At 54.1% G+C, this 25944-nt stretch carries 27 protein-coding genes; 19 read left to right on the top strand and 8 right to left on the bottom strand.

What is annotated here, in order from left to right:
- The first annotated feature begins 81 nt into the window (after positions 1-81).
- The 8 genes from ACTVIM_RS11950 (at position 82) to ACTVIM_RS11915 (ending at position 8145) form a co-directional block, all read left to right on the top strand.
- Positions 82-678, top strand: coding sequence for a helix-turn-helix transcriptional regulator (locus tag ACTVIM_RS11950; RefSeq protein WP_066234761.1), 597 nt, complete (start codon positions 82-84; stop codon positions 676-678).
- A gap of 20 nt (positions 679-698) precedes the next feature.
- Positions 699-1499, top strand: a complete 801-nt coding sequence (locus ACTVIM_RS11945; RefSeq protein WP_033018943.1) for a pyruvate, water dikinase regulatory protein — start codon at positions 699-701, stop codon at positions 1497-1499.
- 667 nt (positions 1500-2166) lie between these two features.
- A complete protein-coding gene (gene dnaG / locus ACTVIM_RS11940) occupies positions 2167-3966 on the top strand; it encodes a DNA primase (protein ID WP_445612718.1) in 1800 nt (599 codons plus the stop codon).
- Between the two features lie 33 nt (positions 3967-3999).
- Positions 4000-5127 (top strand): RNA polymerase sigma factor RpoD, encoded by a 1128-nt coding sequence (gene rpoD / locus ACTVIM_RS11935; RefSeq protein WP_033018947.1) that lies wholly within the window; start codon positions 4000-4002, stop codon positions 5125-5127.
- A 76-nt stretch (positions 5128-5203) separates the two neighbouring features.
- Positions 5204-5719: a hypothetical protein gene (locus ACTVIM_RS11930; protein ID WP_445612717.1), complete on the top strand. Its 516-nt coding sequence runs from the start codon at positions 5204-5206 to the stop codon at positions 5717-5719.
- Between the two features lie 109 nt (positions 5720-5828).
- Complete coding sequence (gene cccA / locus ACTVIM_RS11925; RefSeq protein WP_033018950.1) at positions 5829-6191, top strand: cytochrome c550; 363 nt, start codon at positions 5829-5831, stop codon at positions 6189-6191.
- Positions 6192-6322: 131 nt separating this feature from the next.
- Positions 6323-7027: a tRNA (adenine(22)-N(1))-methyltransferase gene (locus ACTVIM_RS11920; protein ID WP_445612716.1), complete on the top strand. Its 705-nt coding sequence runs from the start codon at positions 6323-6325 to the stop codon at positions 7025-7027.
- Positions 7024-8145: a Nif3-like dinuclear metal center hexameric protein gene (locus tag ACTVIM_RS11915; protein ID WP_445612715.1), complete on the top strand. Its 1122-nt coding sequence runs from the start codon at positions 7024-7026 to the stop codon at positions 8143-8145. The genes ACTVIM_RS11920 and ACTVIM_RS11915 overlap by 4 nt, the downstream gene beginning before the upstream one ends.
- A 71-nt stretch (positions 8146-8216) precedes the next feature.
- On the opposite strand, the gene ACTVIM_RS11910 is transcribed toward ACTVIM_RS11915, so the two are convergent.
- Positions 8217-9167: a 4-hydroxy-3-methylbut-2-enyl diphosphate reductase gene (locus tag ACTVIM_RS11910; RefSeq protein WP_445612714.1), complete on the bottom strand. Its 951-nt coding sequence runs from the start codon at positions 9165-9167 to the stop codon at positions 8217-8219.
- Between the two features lie 386 nt (positions 9168-9553).
- Positions 9554-10093, bottom strand: a complete 540-nt coding sequence (gene vrrA / locus ACTVIM_RS11905; protein ID WP_445612713.1) for a VrrA/YqfQ family protein — start codon at positions 10091-10093, stop codon at positions 9554-9556.
- Between the two features lie 172 nt (positions 10094-10265).
- On the opposite strand from vrrA, the gene ACTVIM_RS11900 reads away from it, so the two are divergent.
- Positions 10266-11576, top strand: coding sequence for a DEAD/DEAH box helicase (locus tag ACTVIM_RS11900; RefSeq protein ID WP_033018954.1), 1311 nt, complete (start codon positions 10266-10268; stop codon positions 11574-11576).
- Positions 11577-11608: 32 nt separating this feature from the next.
- Positions 11609-12508: a deoxyribonuclease IV gene (locus ACTVIM_RS11895; protein ID WP_144975475.1), complete on the top strand. Its 900-nt coding sequence runs from the start codon at positions 11609-11611 to the stop codon at positions 12506-12508.
- 21 nt (positions 12509-12529) lie between these two features.
- Here ACTVIM_RS11895 and ACTVIM_RS11890 read toward each other — a convergent pair whose 3' ends face one another.
- Entirely contained in the window at positions 12530-12790 is a 261-nt protein-coding gene (locus ACTVIM_RS11890) for a DUF2624 domain-containing protein (protein WP_033018956.1), read from the bottom strand.
- A gap of 324 nt (positions 12791-13114) precedes the next feature.
- On the opposite strand from ACTVIM_RS11890, the gene ACTVIM_RS11885 reads away from it, so the two are divergent.
- From ACTVIM_RS11885 to ACTVIM_RS11870, 4 genes are all read left to right on the top strand, one after another.
- Positions 13115-13996, top strand: coding sequence for a YitT family protein (locus tag ACTVIM_RS11885; RefSeq protein ID WP_033019010.1), 882 nt, complete (start codon positions 13115-13117; stop codon positions 13994-13996).
- A gap of 81 nt (positions 13997-14077) precedes the next feature.
- Positions 14078-14833 carry a metal ABC transporter ATP-binding protein gene (locus ACTVIM_RS11880; RefSeq protein ID WP_445612712.1) on the top strand — a complete coding sequence of 252 codons (756 nt, stop codon included), beginning with the start codon at positions 14078-14080 and terminating at the stop codon, positions 14831-14833.
- A gap of 131 nt (positions 14834-14964) precedes the next feature.
- The gene (locus ACTVIM_RS11875; protein ID WP_445612711.1) at positions 14965-15795 is read left to right on the top strand and encodes a metal ABC transporter permease; all 831 of its coding nucleotides are present in this window, start codon (positions 14965-14967) and stop codon (positions 15793-15795) included.
- Positions 15795-16214 (top strand): Fur family transcriptional regulator, encoded by a 420-nt coding sequence (locus tag ACTVIM_RS11870; protein WP_033018959.1) that lies wholly within the window; start codon positions 15795-15797, stop codon positions 16212-16214. The genes ACTVIM_RS11875 and ACTVIM_RS11870 overlap by 1 nt, the downstream gene beginning before the upstream one ends.
- Before the next feature lie 109 nt (positions 16215-16323).
- Here the strand turns inward: ACTVIM_RS11870 and ACTVIM_RS11865 are convergent, their stop codons facing one another.
- Positions 16324-16896, bottom strand: coding sequence for a nucleotidase (locus ACTVIM_RS11865; protein ID WP_033018960.1), 573 nt, complete (start codon positions 16894-16896; stop codon positions 16324-16326).
- 97 nt (positions 16897-16993) lie between these two features.
- Here ACTVIM_RS11865 and ACTVIM_RS11860 point away from each other — a divergent pair, with 97 nt between their 5' ends.
- Entirely contained in the window at positions 16994-17341 is a 348-nt protein-coding gene (locus ACTVIM_RS11860; RefSeq protein ID WP_144975461.1) for a DUF4190 domain-containing protein, read from the top strand.
- Positions 17342-17779: 438 nt separating this feature from the next.
- Here the strand turns inward: ACTVIM_RS11860 and ispG are convergent, their stop codons facing one another.
- Positions 17780-18910 carry a flavodoxin-dependent (E)-4-hydroxy-3-methylbut-2-enyl-diphosphate synthase gene (gene ispG, locus ACTVIM_RS11855; protein WP_033018962.1) on the bottom strand — a complete coding sequence of 377 codons (1131 nt, stop codon included), beginning with the start codon at positions 18908-18910 and terminating at the stop codon, positions 17780-17782.
- Between the two features lie 81 nt (positions 18911-18991).
- Positions 18992-19306, bottom strand: a complete 315-nt coding sequence (locus ACTVIM_RS11850) for a type IV pilus assembly protein FimV (RefSeq protein ID WP_445612710.1) — start codon at positions 19304-19306, stop codon at positions 18992-18994.
- 202 nt (positions 19307-19508) lie between these two features.
- Between ACTVIM_RS11850 and ACTVIM_RS11845 the strand changes: the two genes are divergently transcribed.
- The 3 genes from ACTVIM_RS11845 to pstA all read left to right on the top strand — a co-directional run bounded on the left by ACTVIM_RS11845 (position 19509) and on the right by pstA (position 22284).
- On the top strand, positions 19509-20408 hold the full coding sequence (locus tag ACTVIM_RS11845) for a phosphate ABC transporter substrate-binding protein PstS family protein (RefSeq protein WP_445612709.1): 900 nt from the start codon (positions 19509-19511) through the stop codon (positions 20406-20408).
- Between the two features lie 102 nt (positions 20409-20510).
- Positions 20511-21359, top strand: a complete 849-nt coding sequence (gene pstC, locus ACTVIM_RS11840; RefSeq protein ID WP_445614358.1) for a phosphate ABC transporter permease subunit PstC — start codon at positions 20511-20513, stop codon at positions 21357-21359.
- A gap of 1 nt (position 21360) precedes the next feature.
- Positions 21361-22284 (top strand): phosphate ABC transporter permease PstA, encoded by a 924-nt coding sequence (pstA, locus tag ACTVIM_RS11835; protein WP_445612708.1) that lies wholly within the window; start codon positions 21361-21363, stop codon positions 22282-22284.
- Between the two features lie 38 nt (positions 22285-22322).
- Here the strand turns inward: pstA and ACTVIM_RS11830 are convergent, their stop codons facing one another.
- Both ACTVIM_RS11830 and ACTVIM_RS11825 read right to left on the bottom strand, forming a co-directional pair.
- Positions 22323-23096 carry a DUF1189 domain-containing protein gene (locus ACTVIM_RS11830; RefSeq protein WP_445614357.1) on the bottom strand — a complete coding sequence of 258 codons (774 nt, stop codon included), beginning with the start codon at positions 23094-23096 and terminating at the stop codon, positions 22323-22325.
- A 93-nt stretch (positions 23097-23189) separates the two neighbouring features.
- Positions 23190-24869: a methyl-accepting chemotaxis protein gene (locus ACTVIM_RS11825; protein WP_445614356.1), complete on the bottom strand. Its 1680-nt coding sequence runs from the start codon at positions 24867-24869 to the stop codon at positions 23190-23192.
- A 280-nt stretch (positions 24870-25149) separates the two neighbouring features.
- Here ACTVIM_RS11825 and sodA point away from each other — a divergent pair, with 280 nt between their 5' ends.
- Positions 25150-25764, top strand: coding sequence for a superoxide dismutase SodA (sodA, locus tag ACTVIM_RS11820; protein WP_033018968.1), 615 nt, complete (start codon positions 25150-25152; stop codon positions 25762-25764).
- The last annotated feature ends 180 nt before the right edge of the window (positions 25765-25944 follow it).

Below are 25944 nucleotides of genomic sequence, written 5' to 3'. Positions count from 1 at the left end.
ATAAATGAGAATGATAGCGTGTGGGACCTTTGGGCAAGGTGGTGAGCGACGATCGAACTGAATAAACGCCAAGAGCAAATTTTGCAAATTGTCAAAGATTACGGGCCGATCACCGGCGAGAGCATTGCCGAAAAGCTGAATTTAACCCGGGCGACGCTGCGGCCGGATTTGGCCATTTTAACGATGGCCGGCTACTTGGAAGCCCGTCCGCGCGTCGGCTATTTTTACACAGGAAAAACAGGCACACAGCTGTTTGCCGATAAAATCAAAAAGATGAAGGTCGAAGACTATCAGTCGATTCCGGTCGTCGTCAATGAAAACGTCAGCGTCTACGACGCGATCGTCACGATGTTTCTCGAAGATGTCGGCACCTTGTTCGTCGTCGATGACGAGTCGCTTCTTGCCGGGGTGTTGTCGCGAAAAGATTTGTTGCGGGCAAGCCTCGGCAAGCAAGAACTGACGGCCATCCCTGTCAATATTATTATGACGCGGATGCCGAATATCGCCGTCTGTTACAAAGATGACCCGCTCATCGATGTAGCCGAACAGCTGATTGAAAAGCAAATCGATGCCATGCCGGTCGTGCGCAAGACGGAAAAGGGATATGAAGTGATCGGCCGCATTACAAAAACGAACATGACGAAAGCATTTGTCTCATTAGCCAAAGATGATGTGTGACGGAAAAAAGGAGGAGAACCATGAACCAGCGCCTCGTTTACGTCGTATCCGACTCCGGCGGGGAAACGGCCGAGCTTGTCGTCAAAGCGGCGGCGAGCCAGTTTTACGCCTCTTCCATCCAAGTGAAGCGCGTGCCGTATGTCGAGGATAAAACGACGCTCGCGGAAGTTGTCGCCTTGGCGAAAATGAACCGCGCCATTATCGCGTTTACGCTCGTCGTTCCGGAGATGCGCGAATTTTTGCTCGCCGAAGCGGCGCGCGAAGGGGTCGTCGCCTACGATATCATCGGTCCGCTCATTGAAAAGATGAGCGGTTTGTTCGGGTTGACGCCTAGGTACGAGCCGGGCCAGGTGCGCGTGCTTGATGAAGATTACTTCAAAAAAATCGAGGCGATCGAATTTGCGGTCAAATACGATGACGGCCGCGATCCGCGCGGCATTTTGCGCGCCGACATTGTGCTGATCGGCGTGTCGCGCACATCGAAAACGCCGCTGTCGCAATATTTGGCCCACAAGCGGCTGAAAGTGGCGAACGTGCCGATCGTTCCAGAGGTCGAGCCGCCGGAGCAGCTGTTTCAAGTCGGGGCGGACAAATGTTTCGGCTTGAAAATCAGCCCGGACAAACTGCTGTCCATCCGCCGCGAGCGGCTGAAATCGCTCGGTTTGAACGACCAAGCCATTTATGCGAACATGGACCGGATTAAAGAAGAGCTCGCCTACTTTGATGAGGTCGTGAAAAAAATCGGTTGCGATGTCATTGATGTGACGAACAAAGCAGTAGAGGAAACGGCAAGCATCATTCTAAAAACGTTCAAGCGTTAACAGCTCGCCATCCGCACGATTTCCTGCCGGTGATCGTGCGTTTTTTTATGGCATCTTTTCAACGCTTGTATTATAATAAAAAATTGCGAGAAAAAATGGCTCGTCGAGGTTTAGAGCGAGGATGAGACGAGTAAACTATTGATAGCTGTTTGTCAAGGGGAACCAACAAAAGATTTTCGACAAAGTTGTCGATGGTTCGCCAAAAAAAGCAGGATTTTTTGACGGGGGTGTAGAATAGTAGGGGGGAAGCCGACCCTTGTTCTCCTCCGGCTGTCCGGTGTCCCAAAAACGAAAAGAAAAAAGGGCTCTTCACCAAAAGTTGCACTTGATTTTTCCATTACACATCTTGCTTATGCATCCACGAAAGAACAGGAAACCAATCATGTTTTGCTTACACCTGTTCGAAAAGTGCACCATCTGTCAAGTACACGTTGTGGTGATGAACCGAAAAAAGTGAAATTTTCTTTTTCTTGCTGAAATATAATATATCGAGTACATCGTTGGGCTGCGCCGCTGCCGTCGGCGCGCCCTTGGCAGTCTAGGGCGGTCGGCCGAGCTCATGCACCCGGCGGGCAAGGGGCGAACCTAGAGACGTTGAAAAAATTTGTCGAAACAAAAAGGGAAATCGGCCTGCCGCCGAGAATAAATACGATGCGGGGTTGTTCGTATGGGACATCGCATTCCCGAAGAGACGATTGAGGCCATTCGCCGAGGCGTTGATATCGTGGATGTCATCGGTGAGTACGTGCAGTTAAAAAAGCAAGGCCGCAACTATTTTGGCTTATGCCCGTTTCACGGGGAGAAGACGCCGTCGTTTTCCGTTTCCCCGGAAAAACAAATTTTCCACTGCTTCGGTTGCGGGGCAGGCGGAAACGTCTTTACGTTTTTAATGGACATCGAGGGCCTTTCGTTTTTGGAAGCGGCGAAACGGCTTGCCGTCAAGGCTGGTGTTGATTTGTCCTCCTATGATGAGAACGTTGGCGAAGGGGCGGACGGTCCGGCTAGCGAAGCGAAGGCGATGATGGAAGCACACGCGCTGTTGAAGCGTTTTTACCATCATTTGCTTGTCCATACAAAAGAAGGACAAGCCGCGCTCGACGCTTTGCAAGCGCGCGGGTGGACGATGGAGACGATCGAGCGGTTCGAGATCGGCTATGCGCCCGATGTGCCTGACGCAGCCGCCAAGCTGCTCGAAAGCCGCGCTTTTTCGCTCGTATTGATGGAAAAGGCGGGCCTGTTGCTGAAACGAGAAGACGGGCGGTATGTCGACCGTTTCCGGAATCGGGTGATGTTTCCGATTCATGACCATCGGGGCGCAACGGTCGGGTTTTCCGGCCGCTCGCTTGGAGAAGGGCAGCCAAAGTACATCAATAGCCCGGAAACGCCGATTTTCCGCAAAGGGACGCTTTTCTATTTCTTTCACGAGGCGCGTGTGCCGATTCGAAAGCGCCAAGAAGCGCTGCTTGTGGAAGGGTTTGCCGATGTCATTTCCGCCGTGCAGGCGGGCGTTGATTACGTGGTGGCGGCGATGGGAACATCGCTCACCGAGGAGCAGGCTCGCCTGTTGCGCCGCCATGCGGAGACGGTCACGATTTGCTATGACGGCGACCGCGCGGGAATGGAAGCGGCTTGGCGGGCCGCCGAACAGCTGAGCGCGCTCGGCTGCCAAATCAAGGTGGCCTCGCTTCCGGATGGGCTTGATCCGGACGAATATATACGCGTTTACGGCGCGGACCGCTTCGTTGGCGAAATCGCCGCCGCAAGGCCGCTGATGGCGTTTAAACTGGAGCGGCTGCGGCACGGCAAAAACTTGCAGGAAGAAGGCGATCGGCTCCGTTATATCGAGGAGGCGCTCCGGGAAATCAGCAAGCTGTCAAGCCCGGTCGAAAAAGATTATTACGTGCGCCAGCTCGCGGAGGAGTTTTCGTTGTCGCTGTCTGCGCTTTACGAGCAGCTCTCCCACCATAAGCGCGAACAGCCTAAGCCGCGGGAAGCGGACGCTGGCCGGACGGAGGCGCGGCCGGCGCTGGCGAAAAAGCTGCTGCCCGCCTTTCAAAACGCCGAGCGTCTGCTGCTTGCCCATATGATGCGAAGCCGCGACGTGGCGCTCATCGTGCAAGAGCAGGTCGGCGGACGGTTTAATCTCGAGGAGCATCAAGCGCTGGCCGCTTACATTTACGCCTTTTACGAGGAAGGGCACGAGGCCGACCCAAGCGCTATTTTGTCCCGGCTGCCGGGCGAATTGCGGCCGCTCGCAAGCGAACTGTCGCTTTTGCCAGTGGCCGATGAGGTTTCGGAGCGCGAGCTTGCCGATTGCATTCGGCATGTGTTGAATCGCCCGAAATGGTTAATGCTAAAGGAAAAAGAGCAAGAACAAACGGAAGCGGAGCGAAGAAAAGATTTTTTGACAGCCGCCCGCATCGCCAAAGAAATGATTGAAATGAAAAAAATGTTATCTTCTTCATAACATGTGGTATGAGTTTTTAAAGGAGGTAATGAAATGGCTGAAAAACCAGCCCAATCCAAACAGGCTGAAGCTGCCGGCGAATCGCTCGAGCAAGTCAAAGAGCAGCTCGCTGAGCTGGGGAAAAAGCGGGGCATTCTCACCTACGAGGAGATTGCTGAGCGGCTGTCCGGATTCGATTTGGACTCCGACCAGATGGACGAATATTATGAATACCTTGCTGACCAAGGCATTGAAGTCATCAGCGAATCTGGGCTGGAGGCGGACCCGGATCTTGACGAGTTGGAGAAAGAGGAGGAGTTTGATTTAAACGACTTGTCCGTTCCCCCTGGCGTCAAAATCAACGACCCGGTGCGCATGTATTTAAAAGAAATCGGCCGCGTTCCCCTTTTGTCAGCCGAAGAGGAAATCGAGCTGGCCAAGCGGATCGAGCAAGGCGATGAGGAAGCGAAGCGCCGGTTGACAGAAGCCAACCTCCGCCTTGTCGTCAGCATCGCCAAACGGTATGTCGGCCGCGGTATGCTCTTTCTCGATCTGATTCAAGAAGGGAACATGGGCTTAATCAAGGCGGTCGAAAAGTTTGACTACCGAAAAGGCTATAAATTCAGCACGTATGCGACTTGGTGGATCCGGCAAGCCATCACGAGGGCGATCGCCGATCAGGCGCGAACGATCCGCATCCCCGTTCATATGGTGGAAACGATCAATAAATTGATTCGCGTCCAGCGGCAGCTGCTGCAAGATCTCGGCCGCGAACCAACGCCGGAAGAAATCGCCGAAGAAATGGATTTGACGCCGGAGAAAGTGCGGGAAATTTTAAAAATCGCCCAAGAGCCGGTGTCGCTGGAAACGCCGATCGGTGAAGAGGACGACTCGCATCTTGGCGACTTCATCGAAGACCAAGACGCCACCTCGCCCTCGGAACACGCCGCTTACGAGCTGTTAAAAGAGCAGCTGGAAGATGTGCTCGACACGTTGACCGACCGCGAGGAAAACGTGCTCCGTCTCCGCTTTGGTCTTGACGACGGCCGGACGCGAACGCTCGAAGAAGTCGGCAAAGTGTTCGGTGTGACGCGCGAGCGCATCCGGCAAATCGAAGCGAAAGCGTTGCGCAAGCTGCGTCATCCAAGCCGCAGCAAACGGTTGAAAGACTTTTTGGAATGACCGGTTTTTTCGATAGTTTACTTCTTCATGAAGTAAACTATTTTTTTCTCTCATGTTTAAGAAAGGTGAGCGACCGATGAATCGGCAACGACGGGAAATCATTATCCGGGAAATTGAATATTGGAAACGCTCGCGGCTTTTGCCGGAACAGTATTGCGATTACTTGCTGGCGCTCTACACCGAAGGCGGCGTTCGCCCGCGCGGTCGCCAATGGCGCGGCTCGCTCGCCGTCGCTCTTTGTCTTCTCCTTCCAGCTGCTGCTCTTGTCATTTATTTTACTGAATTGTCATTCGTTTTGCAAACGCTCCTTTTTGCCCTTTTTTTGGCGATCTGTCTTTTTCTCGGTTGGCGATGGCGGCGCGAGCGTCTGCTGTTCCATGTTCCGCTCATCGCCGGCGCTTGGCTGCTGCTCGTTGCGTCCGTTGCCGGGAGCGAACGGTATTTTCCCGGGCAAGGGGGAATGCTGGCGGCTGTTGTGCTTGGAAACTGCGCGCTCTGGCTGGGGGTCGGGCGGTTGTTTCGCATCCCTTATCTGTCGGTTGCCGCCGCGCTTGGCGCGCTGCTTGTCGCCGTGATCGCTTGGTGGCGCTGAATGTGGGCCGTTTTCCTTTTCAAAACTTAGGGCTTTTCCTTGTCCCGCATTTACAGTAAAATAAAATTGTTTGCAGCGCTTTTCATCATACATATAGGGAGGGAAAAAGATGAACCGCAATCCGCTCATCCCGTTTTTCATCATCATGGCGTTCGGGATTGTGCTGACGTTCGTCTTGTCGTTTAAAGGGCTAGGCGATGCAAAGGAGATGGCGAAAGAGAAAAAAGGTGGCGAAAAAACAGAGCAAACGGCTGAATTCAATCCGGAGCAGTTTTTCAAACAAACGTGCGCCGGCTGTCACGGGCAAAACTATGAAGGTGGTGTAGGGCCGTCCTTAAAAGGAGTCGGCGGCCGGTTGTCGACCGATCAGATTAAAGCGGTTTTGCAAAATGGACGCGGCCAGATGCCGCCAGGACTTGTGCCACCTGAACATATCGATGCCATGGCCAAATGGCTGTCCGGCCTGAAATAATGGCGATTGCATCCCTTTGCTTTTGGCAAAGGGATCTTTGTTTTGTACAATAAAAGCACAAGGAATGGAAGGGAGGGAAACGCAGCCCGCCATCGCGGAAAGATGGTGGAGAGCCGGTTGCATCGAAAGCCATGAATGAATATCGTCTATCCAAACGGCTGGAAACGGTCGCTTCCTTCATTCCAAGGGGGGCGGTGCTTGCCGATATTGGTTCGGATCATGCGTATTTGCCTTGCTACGCTTGTTTGCACGGCTATGCGACCAAGGCCGTTGCCGGCGAGGTGGCGGATGGGCCGCTGCGCTCAGCCCGGCAGCAGGTGGAAACGTGCGGCCTTTCTGACCGGATTTCGGTGCGCAAGGGCGACGGTCTTTCGGTCATCGCTCCCCGCGAAGTCGATTGTATTACGATCGCCGGCATGGGCGGAGCGTTGATCGCTCGCATTTTGTCCGACGGAAAAGAAAAACTTTCCGGCGTGAAGCGGCTCATTTTGCAGCCGAACGTCGGCGCTGAACGAGTTCGCCGCTGGCTGCTCGAACATGATTGGGAGTTGATCGCCGAGCGCATTTTGAAAGAGGACGGGCACATTTATGAAGTGTTGGTCGCCGAACGCGGTGAGGCCGAGCGGCCATACCGCCATTTGGAAGCCGAACTGCTGCTCGGGCCATTTTTGCTTCGGGAAAACAATGACGTGTTTCGGGAAAAATGGCAACAGGAGCTTCGCCATTGGAAGCAAATCGCCGCTGATTTGGCGGCCAACGGGCAAAGCGAAGCAGCGGCAAGGAAGCGGCGCGAACTGGAGCGAAAAATTCGTTTGGTCGAGGAGGTGCTGCCATGAGTCGTGTTCCGTACGGCTACGAAATCGTTCAGCTCATCGAGCAGCTGGCCCCGAAACAGCTGGCGATGAAGGACGATCCGATCGGCTTGCAAATCGGCACGCTCAACAAGCCGGTCAAAAAAGTGATGGTTGCCTTGGATGTGCTCGAAGAAGTCGTGGCTGAAGCGGCGAACGAGCAGGTCGATTTAATCATCGCCCATCATCCCCCGCTTTATCGCCCGCTCAAGCGGCTGCTGACCGATGATGGGCATGGGCGGATGATCGCCGCCTGTCTCAACCATGATATTGCCGTGTACGCTGCCCATACGAATTTGGACGTGGCCGCTGGCGGCGTGAACGATTGGCTCGCCGAGGCGCTCGGTCTCCACCATCTGACCGTGTTGGTGCCGACCTATACCGAGCCGCTCAAAAAACTCGTCGTGTACGTGCCGGTGACGCACGCTGAAGCGGTGCGCAAGGCGGTGGGCGATGCCGGCGCCGGCCATATCGGCCGTTACAGCCATTGCACATTCAACAGCCGCGGCATCGGGACGTTTTTGCCGGAGGAAGGGGCTCAGCCGTTTATTGGTGCGCAAGGGCGGCTTGAGGAAGTCGAAGAAGTGCGCATCGAAACGATTGTGCCGGCTGCGTTGGAACGGGAAGTGGTACAGGCGATGCTGGCCGTTCACCCGTACGAGGAAGTCGCGTACGATCTTTACCCGCTTGACAATGAAGGTCGTCGCTTTGGGCTTGGCCGCATCGGCCGCCTGCCGCAGCCGATGACGCTGCGCGCATTGGCTGAGCGGGTAAAGACGGTGTTTTCGGTTCCGGCGGTGCGCGTTGTCGGCCGGCTTGACGATGTCGTGCAAACGGTCGCGGTGCTCGGCGGGGATGGGAATAAGTTTGTTGCCGCCGCCGCATCGGCCGGGGCGGACGTATACGTGACAGGGGACGTATATTACCACACCGCCCATGACGCCCAAGCGCTCGGCCTTCGCCTCATTGATCCCGGACATCATATCGAAAACATCATGAAAGAAGGTGTAGCCCGATACTTGACCGCCGAGCTGGCCAAACGTCAATGGGACGTGGAAGTGTTAGCTTCTCGCGTTCACACCGATCCGTTTCAGTTCGTATGAACGGCCGATAAAAAGGCTGTCTTGGACGCGCGGTTTTCTCGCTTGTCCAAGGCAGCCTTTTCAAACAGCGGTCACAGTTCTTTTTTTGTTTTCACTTTCGGCAAGATTTTTTGCAGCGGCACTTTCCGTTCCCGTTTCCATGTCGATGGGTCGTTCGGGTCAAACTGCTCCAAAAAGTCGATCACTTCTTTCGTAATCGGCGTCGGAGTGGAAGCGCCGGCGGTGACGGCGACTTTTTTCGCCTTTTTAATCCAGTCGATGTCGATCTCGGTCACATCGGCGACGCGATACGCTTTCGTGCCGGCGATTTCTTCCGACACTTGGGCAAGGCGGTTCGAGTTGTTGCTGCGCGGATCGCCGACAACGATCGTCACATCGGCTTCTTTGGCCTGTTCGGCGACCGCTTCTTGCCGGAGTTGGGTCGCGAGACAAATTTCTTTATGCATTTCCACATGAGGATATTTCTCTTTCACTTTCGCCATGATGTCGGCGACGTCCCATTGGCTCATTGTCGTTTGGTTCGTCACCATCAGGCGTTCGTTGGCAAGCGACAGCCGTTCGACATCTTCGACCGTTTCAACGAGATGGATGCGTTTCGGGTTGATGCCGACCGCCCCCTCCGGCTCCGGATGCCCTTTTTTGCCGATATAGATGATATCGTAGCCGTCGGCGAGCTTTTGTTCGATAAGCTGATGGGTTTTCGTCACATCCGGGCAGGTGGCGTCAATCGTGACGAGCCCTTTTTCCAGCGCTCGTTTTTTTACTTCCGGCGACACGCCATGGGCCGTGAAAATGACCGTGCCGCGGTCGATTTTTTCTAAAATTTCCAATCGATTTTCCCCGTCCAGCGTGATGATCCCTTCTTCGGCAAACGCGTCTGTGACGTGTTTATTGTGAACGATCATGCCAAGAATATAAATCGGACGCGGCAATGACGCATCCAGCGCCGCGTTGCGGGCGATGACCATGGCGTCGACGACTCCGTAACAATACCCGCGCGGGGTAATTTTAATCACTTCCATTGCATTCCCTCCCTGCCGCCGGTCATGCGGCGGTTGTTCATCTTCATTATATCGGAGTGCGGGAAGGAAGACAAAGAATAACCGCCCCATGGTGCCGACCTTGGGGCGGATCGGGGTTAGATATTCGATTTTGCCATCAAGGTCGGAAGCGGCCTGCTTCTTTGATTTGCCACCTTTCTAGGAGGACGGCGATTTCGTGCAAACTTCTGCTGATTCCATTCGTTTCTCAATTAGAGAAACCTAGCGGAATCAGCTTTCTTTTCTGAATGAACATGCCGTCGATCGGGGGGTGACAGCGGTTTTTCACCACCCTTCTAGGTTCGCTATCCAATGTTGGCGCCGAGGGGGTTCCCCGTTTGCGATGGTTCAGCTGAAAATGGATCAGTTTAGATATACAATTTTGGTGTCGAGGGCCGCGGCGCGGTTGATGGCGGCCGTTTTTGCGGCTCATCGTCCGCCGCCTTGGGGACGGAGCGCTTTTTTTGTTTCGCTGCCGCCGGTTTTGGCGCGCTGTCTTTTGTCGCGCTCTCCGTCTTGGCCTCGCTTTCGTCTTCATCGGCCGGCTTCAGCTCCCGAAAAATGCGGATCATGGCCGGCAGATTGCGGATGAGCGGGCCGTATTGCTGGACTATCGGCATCACGTTTTGGGCGATGCCGAGCATTTTTTGCACGTTGTTTAACATGCCGATCAATCCGCCGCCCGTGTTGGTCGCTGCCGCTGTAGGGGCGGCGCCTGGCAGCGTTGGCAGCCCCCACAAAGACGAAGAAACAGTCGGTGTCTGCGCGCGCGAAAAGAGGCGGGTCAATAGGTTGCCGGGGCCGTTCGGACGAAGCGGCGCCGCTGGCATCCGGGTGATAGGAAACGGCGGCCCGCCGGCAAACGGGGACGGCATCATCGGGGGGCGTCCGTATCTCATGGCCGTCATGTCGGTCTCCTCCTTTCAATCGTGCGGATGAACAAATGTCCTCGTTCTAACCTATGCGCGCGGGAAAGGAAAGGTTTTTCGTTGACTACCCCTTGAGTTGCGGCCGGCGGCAGACATTCGCTATAATGGTGAAGCGAACAAAGGGCGTAGGCAAAGAAGGGAGTGATGTGAAATGGCCGAGACACTATTTTCCCGTTTCCCGTTTCAGCCGTTTCTGATCGAAGCGATCAACGCGCTTCGCTTTTATCAGCCGACGGAAATTCAAGAGCGCGTGATTCCCAAGGTATTGCGCGGCGAAAGCATGGTCGGACAGTCGCAAACCGGAACGGGGAAAACGCACGCCTATTTATTGCCGATCATAGAGAAGATCGACCCGAAGCGCGCCGAGGTGCAAGCGGTGATCACCGCGCCGACCCGCGAGCTGGCGACGCAAATTTACCACGAAACGCTGAAAATAACAAAGTTTTGTCCAAAAGATCGCATGATTGTCGCCCGCTGCCTCATCGGGGGGACGGATAAACAAAAAGCGCTCGAAAAGCTTCATGTGCCTCCGCATATCGTCATCGGTACGCCGGGCCGCATCAACGATTTCATTCGCGAACAGGCGCTTGATGTGCACACCGCTCGCATCCTTGTGGTCGACGAGGCGGATTTGATGCTCGATCTCGGGTTTCTTGTCGACGTCGATCAAATTGCCGCGCGGATGCCGAAAGAGCTGCAAATGCTCGTCTTTTCGGCGACGATCCCGGAAAAGCTGCGACCGTTTTTGAAAAAATATATGGAAAATCCAACCTTTGTCCATGTCGCTCCGAAGCAGGTTGCCAACGAGCAGATCGAACACGTGCTCATTCCGCTGCGCGGACGGGACAAGGTAACGCTTCTTTATGACGTATTGGTCAGCTCCAATCCGTATTTGGCCATCGTGTTTGCCAATACGCGAAAGATGGCGGATGACATCGCCGACCGTCTCGCGGAACAAGGGTTGAAAGTAGGCGTCCTCCATGGGGATTTGACGCCGCGCGAACGGAAAAAGATGATGAGCCAAATCCGTGACTTAGCGTTTCAGTACGTCGTCGCCACCGACCTAGCGGCGCGCGGCATTGATATCGAAGGCGTCAGCCACGTCATCAATTATGAGCTGCCGGAGGACTTGTCGTTTTATATCCATCGAGCTGGGCGGACGGCGCGCGCCGGTTATAGCGGGGTGGCGATGACGATTTATGAGCCGTCCGATCAAGACGCCATCGCCCGGTTGGAAAAAATGGGTATCGCCTTTGTCCATCGCGATCTCGTGCGCGGGGAGTGGAAGGAGCTGCCCCCATGGAATCGGCGGAGCAAGCGGGCGGACGAAAAGCGCGATGAGCTGGCGCTGCTTGTTGACAAGATGAAAAAAGCGAAGCGAGTCAAGCCCGGCTATAAGAAAAAGCTGCGCGCCGAGCTGGAGAAGAAAAGGAAGCGGTTGGGGCGCTTCAAACAGTCATAGCCGGCGCGGACAGAAAAGGGAGAGAATGACAAATGGTAAAAATCGGATCACACGTGTCCATGAGCGGGAAAAAAATGTTACTTGCCGCCAGTGAGGAGGCGGCATCGTATGGCGCGAACACGTTTATGATTTACACCGGAGCGCCGCAAAACACAAGGCGCAAAGCGATTGAAGAGCTCAATATCGAAGCCGGGCGCGCGCACATGAAAGCGCACGGCATTGAGGACATTGTCGTCCATGCTCCGTATATTATCAACATTGGCAATACGGTCAATGCCGATACGTTTGCGCTCGGTGTCGAGTTTTTGCGCGCCGAGATCGAGCGGACGGAAGCCATCGGCGCAAAACAGCTCGTCCTCCATCCGGGCGCCCACGTCGGCGCTGGCGTGGAAGCCGGGCTTCGGCAAATCATCCGCGGGCTGAACGAAGTGTTGACGCGCGAGCAGACGGTGGAGATTGCCCTTGAAACGATGGCCGGCAAAGGGTCGGAATGCGGGCGCACGTTTGAGGAGCTCGCTTATATTATTGACGGCGTCACGCACAATGACAAACTGTCTGTCTGCTTTGACACGTGCCATACGCATGACGCCGGCTACGACATCGTCAACGATTTTGACGGCGTTTTGGCTGAGTTTGATCGGATCATCGGACTGGAGCGGCTCAAAGTGCTGCACATCAATGACAGCAAAAACCCGCGCGGAAGCCAAAAAGACCGCCACGAAAACATCGGTTTTGGCTACATCGGGTTTGCCGCGCTCAACTACATCGTCCATCATCCGCAGCTTTCGTCGATTCCGAAAATTTTAGAGACGCCTTACGTCGGCGAAGACAAAACCAACAAAAAGCCACCGTACAAGCATGAAATCGCCATGCTGCGCACACAGGCATTCGATGCCCAGCTTCTTGAAAAAATCATGGCTGAAGAGCAATAAAAAAGGGCGTTTCGCCCTTTTTTACTTTTTTTTCATAAATTGCAAAAATAGTTCGTTCGCTTTCCTAGCGATCTCGGGTGACGTAATTTTGGCCAACTCGCGCACCCACTTTTTCCGTTCTTGCGGGTCAAAGACGTTAATGTCATTCGTGCGGGCGAGATCGAGAATGGTTTGTGCTTGTTTGATCGTAATCGCCAAACCGTAACGATGGCTGTAGGCAACGAGCTCCTCAGGAGTGATCGTTTTCAGCTTTTGCCTGACAAGTTGGTGATACACGTTCATCGCAGCCGCCTCCTTGCTTCTGCTCCCATCATATGACGTGAATGGAAAAGACGTGTATGGTATAATAAAAAAGGTTCTTCTTCAGCGCCGGTGCCTTGAAGGTTGGTGAAAAACCGCTGCTTCGCTTCATCAATGGGAGAGCGAGCGAAAAACAGGATCGATGCAGCAAGATGTTTCGAATTGAGAAATGACATGGTAAAGCCGCATCGACGAGTCCATCACCAGCCTCCTAGCAAACGGGAAGGGAAGCCCGACGTCCTCAAGCGTTTGACGATGTGCACAGCCCGGGTCATTTACAAAGAACAGAAAGGATGGGAGAGAAATTTGGGAGTCAAACAACATAAAAAAGAACCGTTCGGCCACGTGATGTATCGGGTGTTGATGATCGCTATCGGCGCCTCTTTGGCGGCGTTTGCCATTGAGCGGCTGCTCGTTCCGAACAAAATGATTGATGGCGGCATTATCGGTGTCTCGCTGATTTTGGATTATGTCATTCCGGACGAATGGCGGCTGCTGAATTTCGCCACGCTTGTCATCCTCTTGAACGCCCCGTTTATGTATTTCGGCTACAAGCAAATCGGCAAAACGTTCATGTTATCGACCATTTTGGGCGTCTTTGTTCTCGGCGCCACGGAACGGCTGTTTCATCATTTTTCCCCGCTGACGACCGAGCCGATTTTGGCGACCGTGTTCGGCGGTTTGGCGCTCGGGCTTGGCGTCGGGCTCGTCATCCGCCACGGAGGATCACTCGATGGAACGGAAATTTTGGGCATCCTCTTGACGAAAAAGATCCCGTTTTCTGTCGGCGAATTCGTCATGTTTGTCAACGTGTTTATTTTCGGATGGGCGGCGTTTGTGCTCGGGATTGAATCGGCGATGTATTCGGTGATGACGTATTACATCGCTTCGAAAACGATCGATGCGGTGATCGAAGGGCTTGATGAAACAAGGGCGGCTTTTATTGTCACCGACTATTATGAAGAAATTTCCGACGCCATTTTGCATCGCTTGGGTCGCGGGACGACGAAGCTGATCGGCAAAGGCGGCTATACGGACGAGCAAAAAGAGATTATTTACGCCGTCGTGACGCGGCTCGAGGTAAGCAAGTTAAAGGCCATTGTCAATGAAATCGATCCCAACGCCTTCATCACTATTATGGCGACGCATGAAGTGCGCGGCGCTCGTTTCAAATCGGCGATTCATTGAGTTTACAAACGCGGCGCGATCGTCTATACTGGCCCATAGGGGAAAATCGTAATGATTCTGAATTGCTGAGGGAGACCAGTTATGGAACAACGGCCTGTTGTGCAAGTAGAAGATGTATCGTTTCGCTATGAAAAAGAAGACGTGCTAGAGCACATCGATTTGTCCGTGCAAAAAGGAGCGTTTTTGGGGCTCGTAGGGCCGAACGGTTCAGGAAAATCAACGCTGTTGAAATGTGTGCTCGGTTTGTTAAAGCCGACAAGCGGACGCATTTTCTTGTTCGGCGAGCCGGTCGAGTCGTTTCGGGCGTGGCAGCGGATCGGGTTTGTGTCGCAAAAAGCGAACAGCTTTAACCGCGGGTTTCCGGCAACGGTGGAAGAGGTCGTGACGAGCGGATTGGCGGCGAAGCGCGGCTTGTTCCGGGCGTTGCGGCGCGAGGACTACCGGGCGGCCGAAGCGGCGCTTGCAGCGGTTGGCCTAGGGGGCTTGGCGAAGCGCAATATCGGTGAGCTGTCTGGCGGCCAGCAGCAGCGAGTCTTTATTGCCCGGGCGCTGGCGAGCGAACCGGAGTTGCTCATTTTGGATGAGCCGACCGTCGGGGTCGATGCGCGCCATGTGCAAGAGTTTTATGAGCTGCTTGGCGATTTGAACCGCCGCGGCTTAACGCTCATATTAGTGACGCATGACATTGGAACGATCACTGACCGCGTGACCCATATCGCCTGCTTGAACAAGCGCCTTTATTTTCATGGAAATACGGAAGAGTTTGCGCAGCTCGGCGATGAGGCGATTTCCCGGTTTTACGGCCATTCGCTTCGCGTTCTTTGCCACGGGCATTAACGAGAGCGGCGAAACACGGAACAGCGGTCCAGAGCCGTTCGCCCTTTTTGAACAGCAACGCTTCAAAAAACGGAATCGTTTGTTTCCGCGCGGGCCCTTGGCAGGAAATGATGACGATGGAGGAATGACGGGTGTGGGAAGCCATTTGGCACTATGAGTTTTTGCGCAATGCGTTTTTTGCCGGCGTTTTGCTCGGGTTTGCCGCGCCGCTGCTTGGCGTGTTTATTGTCGTGCGGCGGTTATCGTTAATTGCGGATGCGTTGAGCCATGTGACGCTCGCCGGCATCGCCGCGGGGCTGTTGCTTGGAAAAACGGCAACGGCTGCGGCCGGTTGGAATCCTCTTTACATCGGAATGGGCTTTTCGGTGCTCGGCTCGTTGTTTATTGAAAAACTGCGAACCGTCTACCGTCATTATGAAGAGCTCGCCATTCCGATCATTTTATCGGCGGGCATCGGTCTTGGCGTCATATTGATTTCCATCGCCAACGGGTTTACCACCGATTTGTTTTCATATTTGTTTGGCAGCGTTAGCGCTGTCAGTCGAGCGGACGTGTGGACCGTGCTGGCGGTGGCGCTCGCCGTAGCATTGGTGATTGCGGTGTTTTATAAGGAGCTGTTTCTTCTTTCGTTTGATGAAGAGTACGCGCGCGTTTCCGGCGTGCGCGTCAAGCTCATCCACTTTTTGTTTATTTTGTTGGTGGCGCTTGTCATCGCGGCGTCCATGCGCATTGTCGGCGTCCTTCTCATTTCTTCGCTGATGACGCTGCCGGTCGCGGCGAGCATCCGCGTGGCGAAAAGTTTCCGCCAAGCCATCGCTTTTTCCGTGCTGTTTGGCGAGCTGGCGGTCATCGCTGGGCTTTGGGCGGCGTATGAGCTCGACTGGGCGCCAGGCGGGACGATTGTCATGACGGCGGTCGTTCTGTTGCTTCTCGTTTTGGGCTGGAAAAGGAGGCGGCGTTGATGAACGTCAACGAAGCGTTGCAATTCATGAAAGAAAAAGGGTTCAAATATACGGAAAAACGGCGACAAATGCTCGAGCTGCTTGCCGAAAGTGACAAATATGTAACGGCGAAAGACGTGCTTGAAGCGCTCCGCCCTCTTTATCCGGGCTTGAGCATGGATACGGTCTACCGCAATTTGGCGCTCTTTGCTTGGCTTGGCCTTTTGGAAATGACGGAGCTGTCCGGGGAAAAGCATTTCCGCTTTGCCTGCGACGCTCATCGCCATCATCACCACTTCATTTGCACCCGCTGCGGCAAGACGAAGGAAATTGACGCCTGCCCGATGGATCGGCTGGCTATCGAACTCGATGGCTATGAGATCGCTGATCATAAATTCGAAATTTACGGAACGTGCCCGCAGTGTCAACAACGGGGCTGACCCAAAAGGTTGTCTGCCTTCAAAATAGGCACAAAGTATGGCAGAAGCAGTCAGCACGTAGATAGCAACGAAAGAGGGTATCCCGATCCTTTTGGGACACCCTCTTGTTTTATGGGGAAGGAGAAAGGCGCCGCTCGATTTCGCGCTTCGCTTGGAGCCAGTTGCGGACGCGGATGACGTTTTCCGGAAGCGGTCCTTGGTTGTAAGGGGTGTCAAACAAAATGACCGGGATGCCGCATTGTTCGGCGATGGCGCAAGCGTTGTCGTAGTTGTCTTCGAAAAAAGCGGCGAGCTGGTAACGGCGGACGGCGTCAAGTTTATCGTGCGAGCCGAGCAGTTCAATATGATGGTAATGAACGCCATGCCGCTGAAACCAGCGCTCGGTAAGCTTATGCAAATGACGGCCGCGCGCGCTGATGTAGTACAGTTCATACCGGTCTTTCCAGCTGTCGATCACTTCGAGGGCGTAGCGAGCGAGCGGAGCCCGCTCATAAATGTCTGCCTCGTTTTCTTCAAGCCAACGGTCCATTTCCTCGTCCGTCACCCCATACAGCGGGGCTAAATGATATTGAGTAATATCGGTGAAGGCCAGCGGCTTGCCAAACGCCTCGTTTAAATAAGGAATGAAGGTAGTTGGGCATGTCACAGTGCCGTCGATGTCAAGACCGAGCCGTTGTTTCATCGCTATATCCCCCTTTTAGAAAATATTCACAACGATAAAATGGCGCCGCTTTCCCATACTAAGAATGCTCCTTACTTTAGGAAAGCGAGGGAAGCATATGGCAGATGATCGCGAGCGCACGTATAATGGAAACTACGTGCAATCGATTGGAAAAGAAGAACCTGAACGCCCGTTCATGGAAGAAACCGCTGCTGAAATGGCCGAGCCGATTCGCCGCCGCGATGAGCGGGACGAAGAGCGCGCCGATGGCACCGGGCTTGGATGGCTCGCCTTAGCGTTGTCCATCATCGCTTTGTTTATTTGGCCGATTTTGTTGGGAGCGGCCGGCATCATTGTCGGGTTTATCGCGCGCCGGCGCGGAGCGGAAACGCTCGGAGCGTGGGCGATCGGGATCGGCGTCATCGCGATTCTCGTCCGCCTGTTTATTATGCCGTTTTACCCGTAAAAAAAGCAAGGGTGTCCCCGTCAAAGGGACGCCCTTTTTCGCGTTGGTCTGTCGGCCGCGCTTCGGCTACTCTAGGCGGGCGGTGATTTCGTGTAAAATGTTGCTGATTCCACCCATTTCTCAATTAGAGAAACTTTGCAGAATCAGCTTTCTTTTTTGAATGAAAATGCCGTTGATTGGTATGCGACAGCGGTTTTTCACCGGCCTTCTAGGCGGGCGGTGCTGAAAGGGATGGGTTGCTTCACCGCCTTGTTTCTCAAATGGAGAACCTTTGTGGCCCGGGCTTCTCGTTTCACGTCATCCGCCGCGAGCTAGGGGCGGTTGCTGTTTTTCATCAGCTTTCTAGGAGGCTGGTGATTTGATCGTGGACACGGCTTTACCGTGTCATTTCTCAATTCGAAACGCCTTGTTGCCACTCATAAGGGGACCGGCCGTCGTTCACCGGCCTTCTAGACCGCCGCCTTTCAGCGCAGCTGCTTTTTCCTTTTGTTTTGCAAAATATTCCTCGGCCAGTTTGTCGACTTCTTTTTTCAGCTCTTCGACCATCTGCTCTTCCGGCACTTTGCGGACGATTTTGCCGTGGCGGAACAGCAGCCCTTCGCCGCGGGCGCCAGCGATGCCGATGTCGGCTTCGCGCGCTTCGCCCGGTCCGTTGACGGCGCAGCCGAGCACGGCGACTTTGATCGGTGCCTTGATTTTGGCGATATAATCCTCGATTTCATTGGCGATACTGATCAAGTCGATCTCGATCCGCCCGCACGTCGGGCAGGAAATGAGCGTCGCGGCATTGGAAGCGAGCCCGAACGTTTTTAAAATTTCGCGCGCCACTTTCACCTCTTCAACTGGGTCGGCGCTTAAGGAAACGCGGATCGTGTTGCCGATGCCTTTGCTTAAAATGGCCCCGAGCCCGACCGCGCTTTTAATCGTGCCGGAAAAGAGCGTCCCGGCTTCGGTAATGCCGACGTGAAGCGGATAATCAAACGTGCGCGCCGCTTTTTCATACGCTTCAATGGCGAGACGGACATCGGACGCTTTTAACGAAACGATAATATCGTGAAAATCGAGCTCCTCCAAAATGCGGATATGGTACAAAGCGCTCTCGACCATGCCGTCGGCGGTCGGATAGCCGTATTTTTCTAAAATGCGTTTCTCGAGCGACCCGGCGTTGACGCCGATGCGGATCGGCACGCCGCGCTCTTTGGCGGCTTTGACGACCGCTTCCACCTTCTCGCGCCGCCCGATGTTGCCCGGGTTGATGCGAATTTTGTCAACGCCTCCCTCGATCGCCTTTAACGCCAATTTATAGTCAAAGTGGATGTCGGCGACAAGCGGAATGTTGATGCGCTTTTTGATTTCAGGGATCGCCGCGGCCGCCCGCTCATCGGGACAGGCGACGCGGACGACTTGGCAGCCGGCTTCCTCGAGCCGATGGATTTGCGCCACCGTCGCGTCGACATCGTGCGTTTTCGTTGTCGTCATGCTTTGGATGATGACTTCGTTGCTGCCGCCGATCGTCAGCGGACCGACGCGGACGGGCCGCGTTTTTGAACGATGGATGATTTCACCCACGGGAATCGCTCCTTTAACATTCAAGTCGCTTTCTGCCTTATTGTATCAGTGTCGTCGCCCGTTTGACAAGCGATCTGCCGTTCAGCGGTAGATCGGCACTTTATACGTTTTCCCGATCTGTAGCGTTTGGGCGCGCTCGCCGGGATTCAGCCGCTCAAAGTCGCGGATCAGCTGTTCGAGCGGCACGGGAATCGGGCCGTTTCGTTCTTGTTCGACGATGGACAATAGCGTGTCACCGGGGCGAACGGTGACCGTTCGGTACGGAATTTTGACCGGCTTCGGTTGGACGGTCGCCGCCGTTGTTTGAGCCGGGGCTGGGAAAGTTCCGATGGAAAGATCCCGGTAAACGATATAACTGGCCAACGACAGGATGAGAACGAGGATGAGTTTTTTCATGGCGCTTCCTCCGCTTGGGCGTATCCGTTGTTATCATTTGTATGCTTGTCCAAAGAAAATATGCTTTTTTTTGTGCATCGGTCTGCTGCCGGCACGGGCTCCTTTACACAAACTTAACGATCGCTTTATAAGAGGCTAACAATGCCACGCTACAATGAACTTGTACGCGGGACGTACGAAAACAAAACGGGGGGATTTCTGAATGTGGAGCAAACGAGTGAAATTCGGATTGGCTGCCTTGCTGATGACCGGCGCGCTGGCCGGCTGCGGGCAAACGGACAACAACAACAGCAGCAGCGCCGGCAGCAATGAAGGGGGCGCCAAAAAAGAGGAAACGTACTCCGGTACGATCAGCTTAGCGGGATCCACCGCGCTTCAGCCGCTGGCCGAAGAAGCGGCGAACGCGTTTATGGAAAAATATCCGGATGTGTCGATCACCGTTCAAGGCGGCGGCAGCGGCACGGGCGTGAACCAAGTGGCAGCCGGTGCCGTACAAATCGGCAACTCGGATGTGCCGGCGGCGGAAAAACTCGACGACAAATCGAAAGCGTCAGAACTCATTGACCATAAAGTGGCGGGCATCGCCTTTGCCATTGTGGTCAACGACGATGTGAAAATCGATAATTTAACAACGGAACAAATTCAAGGGATTTTCAGTGGCAAGATCAAAAACTGGAAAGAAGTCGGCGGACCGGATGAAGCTATTCACGTGATCAACCGCCCGGCATCATCGGGAACGCGGGCGACGTTTGAGAAAACGGTCATGAAAGACGTAAAAATCAATGATGCGATCGGCACGGTGCAAGATTCTAACGGAGCGGTCGAGCAGGCGATCAGTTCAACGCCGGGCGCTGTCAGCTATGTAGCGATGTCGTATTTAATCGGGGAAAAGAAAAACTTGAAGACGGTCAAGATTAACGGCGCAGAACCGACAGTGGAGAACATTCGCACGGAAAAATATCCGTTTTGGTCGTATGAATACATGATTACCAAAGGGGAAGCGAAGGATGAAGTGCGAGCGTTTATCGATTTTGTCAAGAGTGAGGAATTTGCGCCGACTGTAAAACAGATGGGCTATATTCCGATGACGGAATTGGAGTAAAGAAAGGCGAGGCCGGCTCCTTGGGCCGGCCTTTGCCCATGGAGGGGAGACAGTATGCAGCCAACGTATGCAAAACGGCGACATCGCCGGCTTGAAGAATGGATGGGACGAACGTTCGCCGGCATCTGCGGCTGGCTGATCGTTTTGATTACGGTGACGATGATCGCCTTTTTAGCGGCAAAAGGGATTCAGTCCTTTACAGACAGCGGTTTGTCACTTTCTGATATGTTGCTTTCGGCGCACTGGGACCCGAACGGCACGCCGCCGAAATATGGAGCGCTCATTTTTATCGTCGGCTCGATGCTCGTTTCGCTTGGCGCTTTGTTGGTCAGTGCGCCGCTCGCGTTGGCGTTGGCGATTTTTATGAATTTCATCGCGCCGAAATGGCTCGTCTCGCTGCTCAAACCGGTGCTGGAGCTGCTTGTCGGCATTCCGTCGGTGGTGTACGGTTGGCTGGGGGTGACGCTGCTCGTTCCGCTCGTGCGCGAGTGGTTCGGAGGCTCCGGCTTTAGCCTGCTGGCCGGCATCATCGTGCTAGGCATGATGATTTTGCCAACCATTACTAGCATTGCCGCCGACGCCTTGGCCAATGTTCCGAAAGCCTATATGGAGGCGTCGTACGGGCTTGGCTCCACGCGCTGGCAGGCGATTTCCCGCGTCATCGTCCCGGCGGCGAAAACCGGGATTGCCACCGGCGTCGTTCTCGGCTTGGCGCGGGCGTTTGGTGAGGCGCTGGCTGTGCAGATGGTGATCGGCAATACGATGAGGCTGCCTTCAGGCCTTGACAGCCCGACAGCGACGTTAACGAGCATATTGACGATGGATATGGCCAATACGATCAACGGGACACCATGGAACAACGCGCTATGGACATTGGCGTTCCTGTTGCTCTTGATTTCGTTTTTCTTCATTGCTGTGATCCGGTTGGTCGGCCACAGAAAGGAGCGATAAGATGACAGCGCGCATGATTGATAAAGTATGGACGGGCATTTTCTATGCGGTAGCTGCCGCCGTCATCGGCCTGCTCGTTTTCTTTTTCGCGGTCGTGTTGTCAAAAGGAGCGGGGTTTTGGCAGCCTGAGTTTCTGTTCGGGCGGCCGAGCAATACGCAAGCAGGCGGCGGCATCGGCCCCCAGTTGATCAATTCGTTTTATTTGCTGGGAGTGGCGTTGTTTTTGTCGGTTCCACTGTCGTTAGGAGCGGGAGTGTACTTGGCGGAATACGCCAAACAGGGGCGGATCGTCGGGATGATTCGCCTTTGTTTGGAGGCGATGGCCTCGCTGCCGTCGATTGTTGTCGGGCTGTTCGGACTGTTGGCGTTTGTCACCTTGACGGGATGGGGGTATACGCTGCTTGGCGGGGCGCTGGCTGTCACGATCATCAATTTGCCTGGATTGACGCGCATTTGCGAAACAGCGATTTTGGATGTGCCGGCCAGCATTCGTGAGGGCAGTCTAGCCCTTGGTGCGACGCGCTGGCAGACGTTGGTTAAGGCCGTGCTTCCCGCTGCCATTCCGCAAATGGTCACCGGCGTGATTTTGGCGGCGGGGCGCATTTTCGGCGAAGCGGCGGTGTTCATCTATACCGCCGGGTTGACGACGCCGATGTTGCGGTGGGATGCCGATTGGGGCAGTTCGGCCCACCCGCTGAACGTGTTCCGGCCGGCCGAGACGCTGACCGTGCATATTTGGAAATTGAATTCGGAAGGCATTGTCCCGGACGCGAAGCTCATCGCGGCCAAATCGGCGGCGGTGTTGATGGTAGCGGTTCTGTTGTTCAATTTGGCCGCCCGGCTCACCTCTTCTTTGCTTGCCCGCCATTTTTCAGGAAGTCAGCGCGCGCGCCGTGGACGCATGAAAAGAAACAAAGCGGCGTAAATATAAAAAGCTGTCCTGCATTTGACAGGCAGCTTTTTTTATCTCTCTCGTTTCGTTGATGGCACTTCTTTGACGGCCAAAAAGAGGACGATAAAGGAAACGAGCCAATGGATTAGCGCTCCGTAGGGGACGGCCGTTTGCAGCGATTCCATAATGGTGAAAAAGACGGTTGACAGCGTAATGGCATAGGCCGACATCACCCATGTGTGACGGTAGCGGAGCGTTTTGGCAAGCATGCCGGAAAACAGCAAGCCGAACAAGGCGAGCAGGCACACGCTGATGAATTTCCCCGCGTAGGCGAGCACATAAACAATGAGCGCCAAAAGCGGGACGAGAACCGGGAGTAGCGATTGCAAATCGCTGATAAACGCGCGCACGTCCTGATCGGTGATTCGAACATCCGGAAACGCCGCGTAGCTGTAATGCTGAGCCTGATGGCCGACAACGAGCACCGCCTCATGTCGCAACAGCGCGACGGCGTTAGGGAATCGTTCCACCTCATCAGGGATCACGCTGCCAGTGCTGTCAAAGATGATGACAAAGCCGTCTTGGTCAAGCTGAATCGGCTGAGCGGCCGGTGAGGACAGCTCTCCGTTTTCAATCGTGAAAGAGGGAAGGCTTTGATGAAGCAGAGCGCTTGCTGTCCGCACCCCCTCCGTTAACGATAAGACCCCGTAGAAAAGCGTCGGAAGCACCGAGAAAAAAGTGAGCAAAAACAGATAACCGATCGTTTTGCCGATGCCTTGGAAACGGAAACGAGCGATATCTTTTGGCGAATATAAGCTTTTCCATAGCTGGGCGAATACATTCATCATCGACACACCTTTCTTTTCCTCCCCTTTCCATTGTAGCGAGGAAAGGGGAGGAATTCAACTTTGGAACAAAACAAGCGAGATATTCCCGCTTTAGTCGGAAGGGAGATGAAACGTGCCAAGCAAGGTGCGCCAATGTGACACGCGATCATTCAGCGCATCGGCTTCGGAGCGAATGGCTGCCATGGCATGGTGCTGGCCGTCCGTAAAATTCGAAATTTGCTCCATGGATGAAGCGATTTGCTGGGCCACGGTGGCAATCTCGGTAATATGTTCCCGCATGTCGCTCATTTGCCGTTCGATGGCGGCGAATGTTTCAGAAATTTGCAGCGTATGCGCCGATGAATGGGAGACCATCGTCGTGATTTCTTGAAAGGCTTGTCGGCTTTCCGTGAACGTTTTTTTCGTTTCATCGAGTTGTTGGGCGCTTTCTTTCATGGATTGCACCGCGGCCTCGATTTGGCTTTGCACATCTTGGATAATCGCCTGAATTTGCGCCAACGCTTGTCCTGTTTGCGCCGACAGCGTCCGGATTTCTTTCGCAACAACCGCAAATCCCCGTCCATGCTCTCCTGCTTTCGCTGCTTCAATGGCAGCGTTTAGAGCCAGCAAGTTCGTTTGTTCAGCGATCGTTCCGATTAATGTAAGAATGCTGGAGATATGGCGCGAATGGTCTTTCAATGCATCGATGGTATGCACCGTTTTCGCAATGGATTGCTGCAAGTAAGCCATATCGCTGTTTGCCCGCTGAACAAGCTGGTTGCCGTTTTCCGCTTGGGAATGGGCTTGTTCGGTGGAGCGTCGCGCTTTTTCCATCCGTAAAGACATTTGTGTCATCTCAGCCTCTAATTGTTGGAAAAACGCGGCGATGTTAGCCGCCTTGCGTGCTTGCTGCTCTGCTCCGTACGCTGTGTCTGTCACCGCGGCGGCGATTTGTTCGGAAGCCGCGGTGGTCTCCGAGGATGTATGATTTAAAAGATTTGTAGCTGCAGCGATTTGCTCAGAGCTGGATCGCATATGTTCGATCAGAACAGCCAAATTGCTGGACATCTGATGGAACCCGTCGGCAAGGGCGAGAATATCTTTCGTTGCCGCGCGCAATTCGATGCGCGATCGCCAGTCGCCGGATCCAAGCCGTTCCATCGCTTGTTGGAGACAAGCGATGGGGCGGGTGGTGCGATGGACGATTCTCCATCCGGCTAGGCATACGGTCAAGATGGCGGCAACAGACCATGCCAAGTTTGTGGCTTGCTGTTTCAAAAGAGGAAACAGATAGTCCTGTTCCGGAATGGCGATGATATAGAGCGCGCCTTGCAAATCACTTGAGGTCGAACTGGCCACGACCCATTGATTGGTATGCCAAACCCCTTGCTTCTTTTTCAATATATCGCGCACAACTTGCTCGGGCAGCGTTTGATTGGGCGAGGATGGCCGTTTCGCCACCGTCTTTCCCGTTTCCGTTACAATCAATTGCACTGGATGAAAGTGTAAGGCGTGGAATTTCCGTTCATTTAAAATCAATGAGTAGTTCAGTTTTTGAGAAAATACTTCATTGGTCGTTGTCGCTTTTAAAACGGAAATTTTTTCAACCATCGTTTCGCTTGATAGCTGCAATTGTTGTTGGATGGACTGCATAGCTGAATGGCGTCCTTGAATATAGCCGATGGAGGTGATGATAAGGGCTGACAACGTTGTGGTGAGCACCATGGCCATCATGACAATCGTCTCAAGTCGAAAGGCGCTCCATAAAGAACGAGATTGTTTCATTTCCATTTTCACTGAGTCCCCCCTAACCGAAAGCTACTTTCATTACTATAGCTTTTCATTATGAAGAAACGGTCAACGGCATGTAGAAAATATGTAAACAAAAAAGTTGGTGAAAGTTTTGCCCAGTGAACGGGTGTAAAGAAAGATCGGGAGGCGCCGGTCCTTCATCGGTCTCAAAAACGCGAGGACGAGCAAATCGATTGAAACATTGTGCCAACTTTGGTAAGCTAGTCTCAAACGGACGTCGTCTTGTCCGTCTACATAAACCGTAAAAGGAGGAGATTGTATGCCGTTTGAACTGCCAGCATTGCCGTATCCGTACGATGCGCTTGAGCCGCACATTGACAAAGAAACGATGAACATTCACCACACGAAGCACCATAACACGTACGTCACCAACTTGAATGCGGCGTTAGAAGGGCATGCCGATTTGCAAAACAAATCGCTCGAAGAACTGCTCAGCAATTTGGAAGCCCTTCCGGAAAGCATCCGCACCGCGGTGCGCAACAACGGCGGCGGCCATGCGAACCACTCGCTCTTCTGGACGATTTTGTCGCCAAACGGCGGCGGCGAGCCGACGGGTGAGCTGGCTGAAGCCATCAACAAAAAATTCGGCAGCTTTGCCGCGTTTAAAGACGAGTTTTCGAAAGCAGCGGCCGGCCGTTTCGGCTCGGGCTGGGCGTGGCTTGTCGTGAACAACGGCGAGCTGGAAATTACGAGCACGCCGAACCAAGACTCGCCGATCATGGAAGGCAAAACGCCGATTCTCGGCTTGGACGTTTGGGAGCATGCGTACTACTTGAAATACCAAAACCGCCGTCCGGAATACATCGCCGCTTTCTGGAACGTCGTCAACTGGGACGAAGTGGCGAAACGGTACAGCGAAGCAAAAGCGAAGTAATCAACGAAGCGGGGCGAAACAAAACGCCCCGCTTTTTCATGGTTGGCACGACCCTCGGCGGTTGCCGGTTTCGAATGGGCGCGAACAGCCCGGGAACCGGCGGCCGTTTTCTTTGTTGCGGGTGCATAGCGGCAGCGAAAATGGCCACACTACCGGATAGACGAAAAGGGGAGTTTTATG

The organism is Geobacillus sp. YF-1, assembly GCF_052692335.1.
This window is presented reverse-complemented; position numbering and strand designations above follow the sequence as displayed.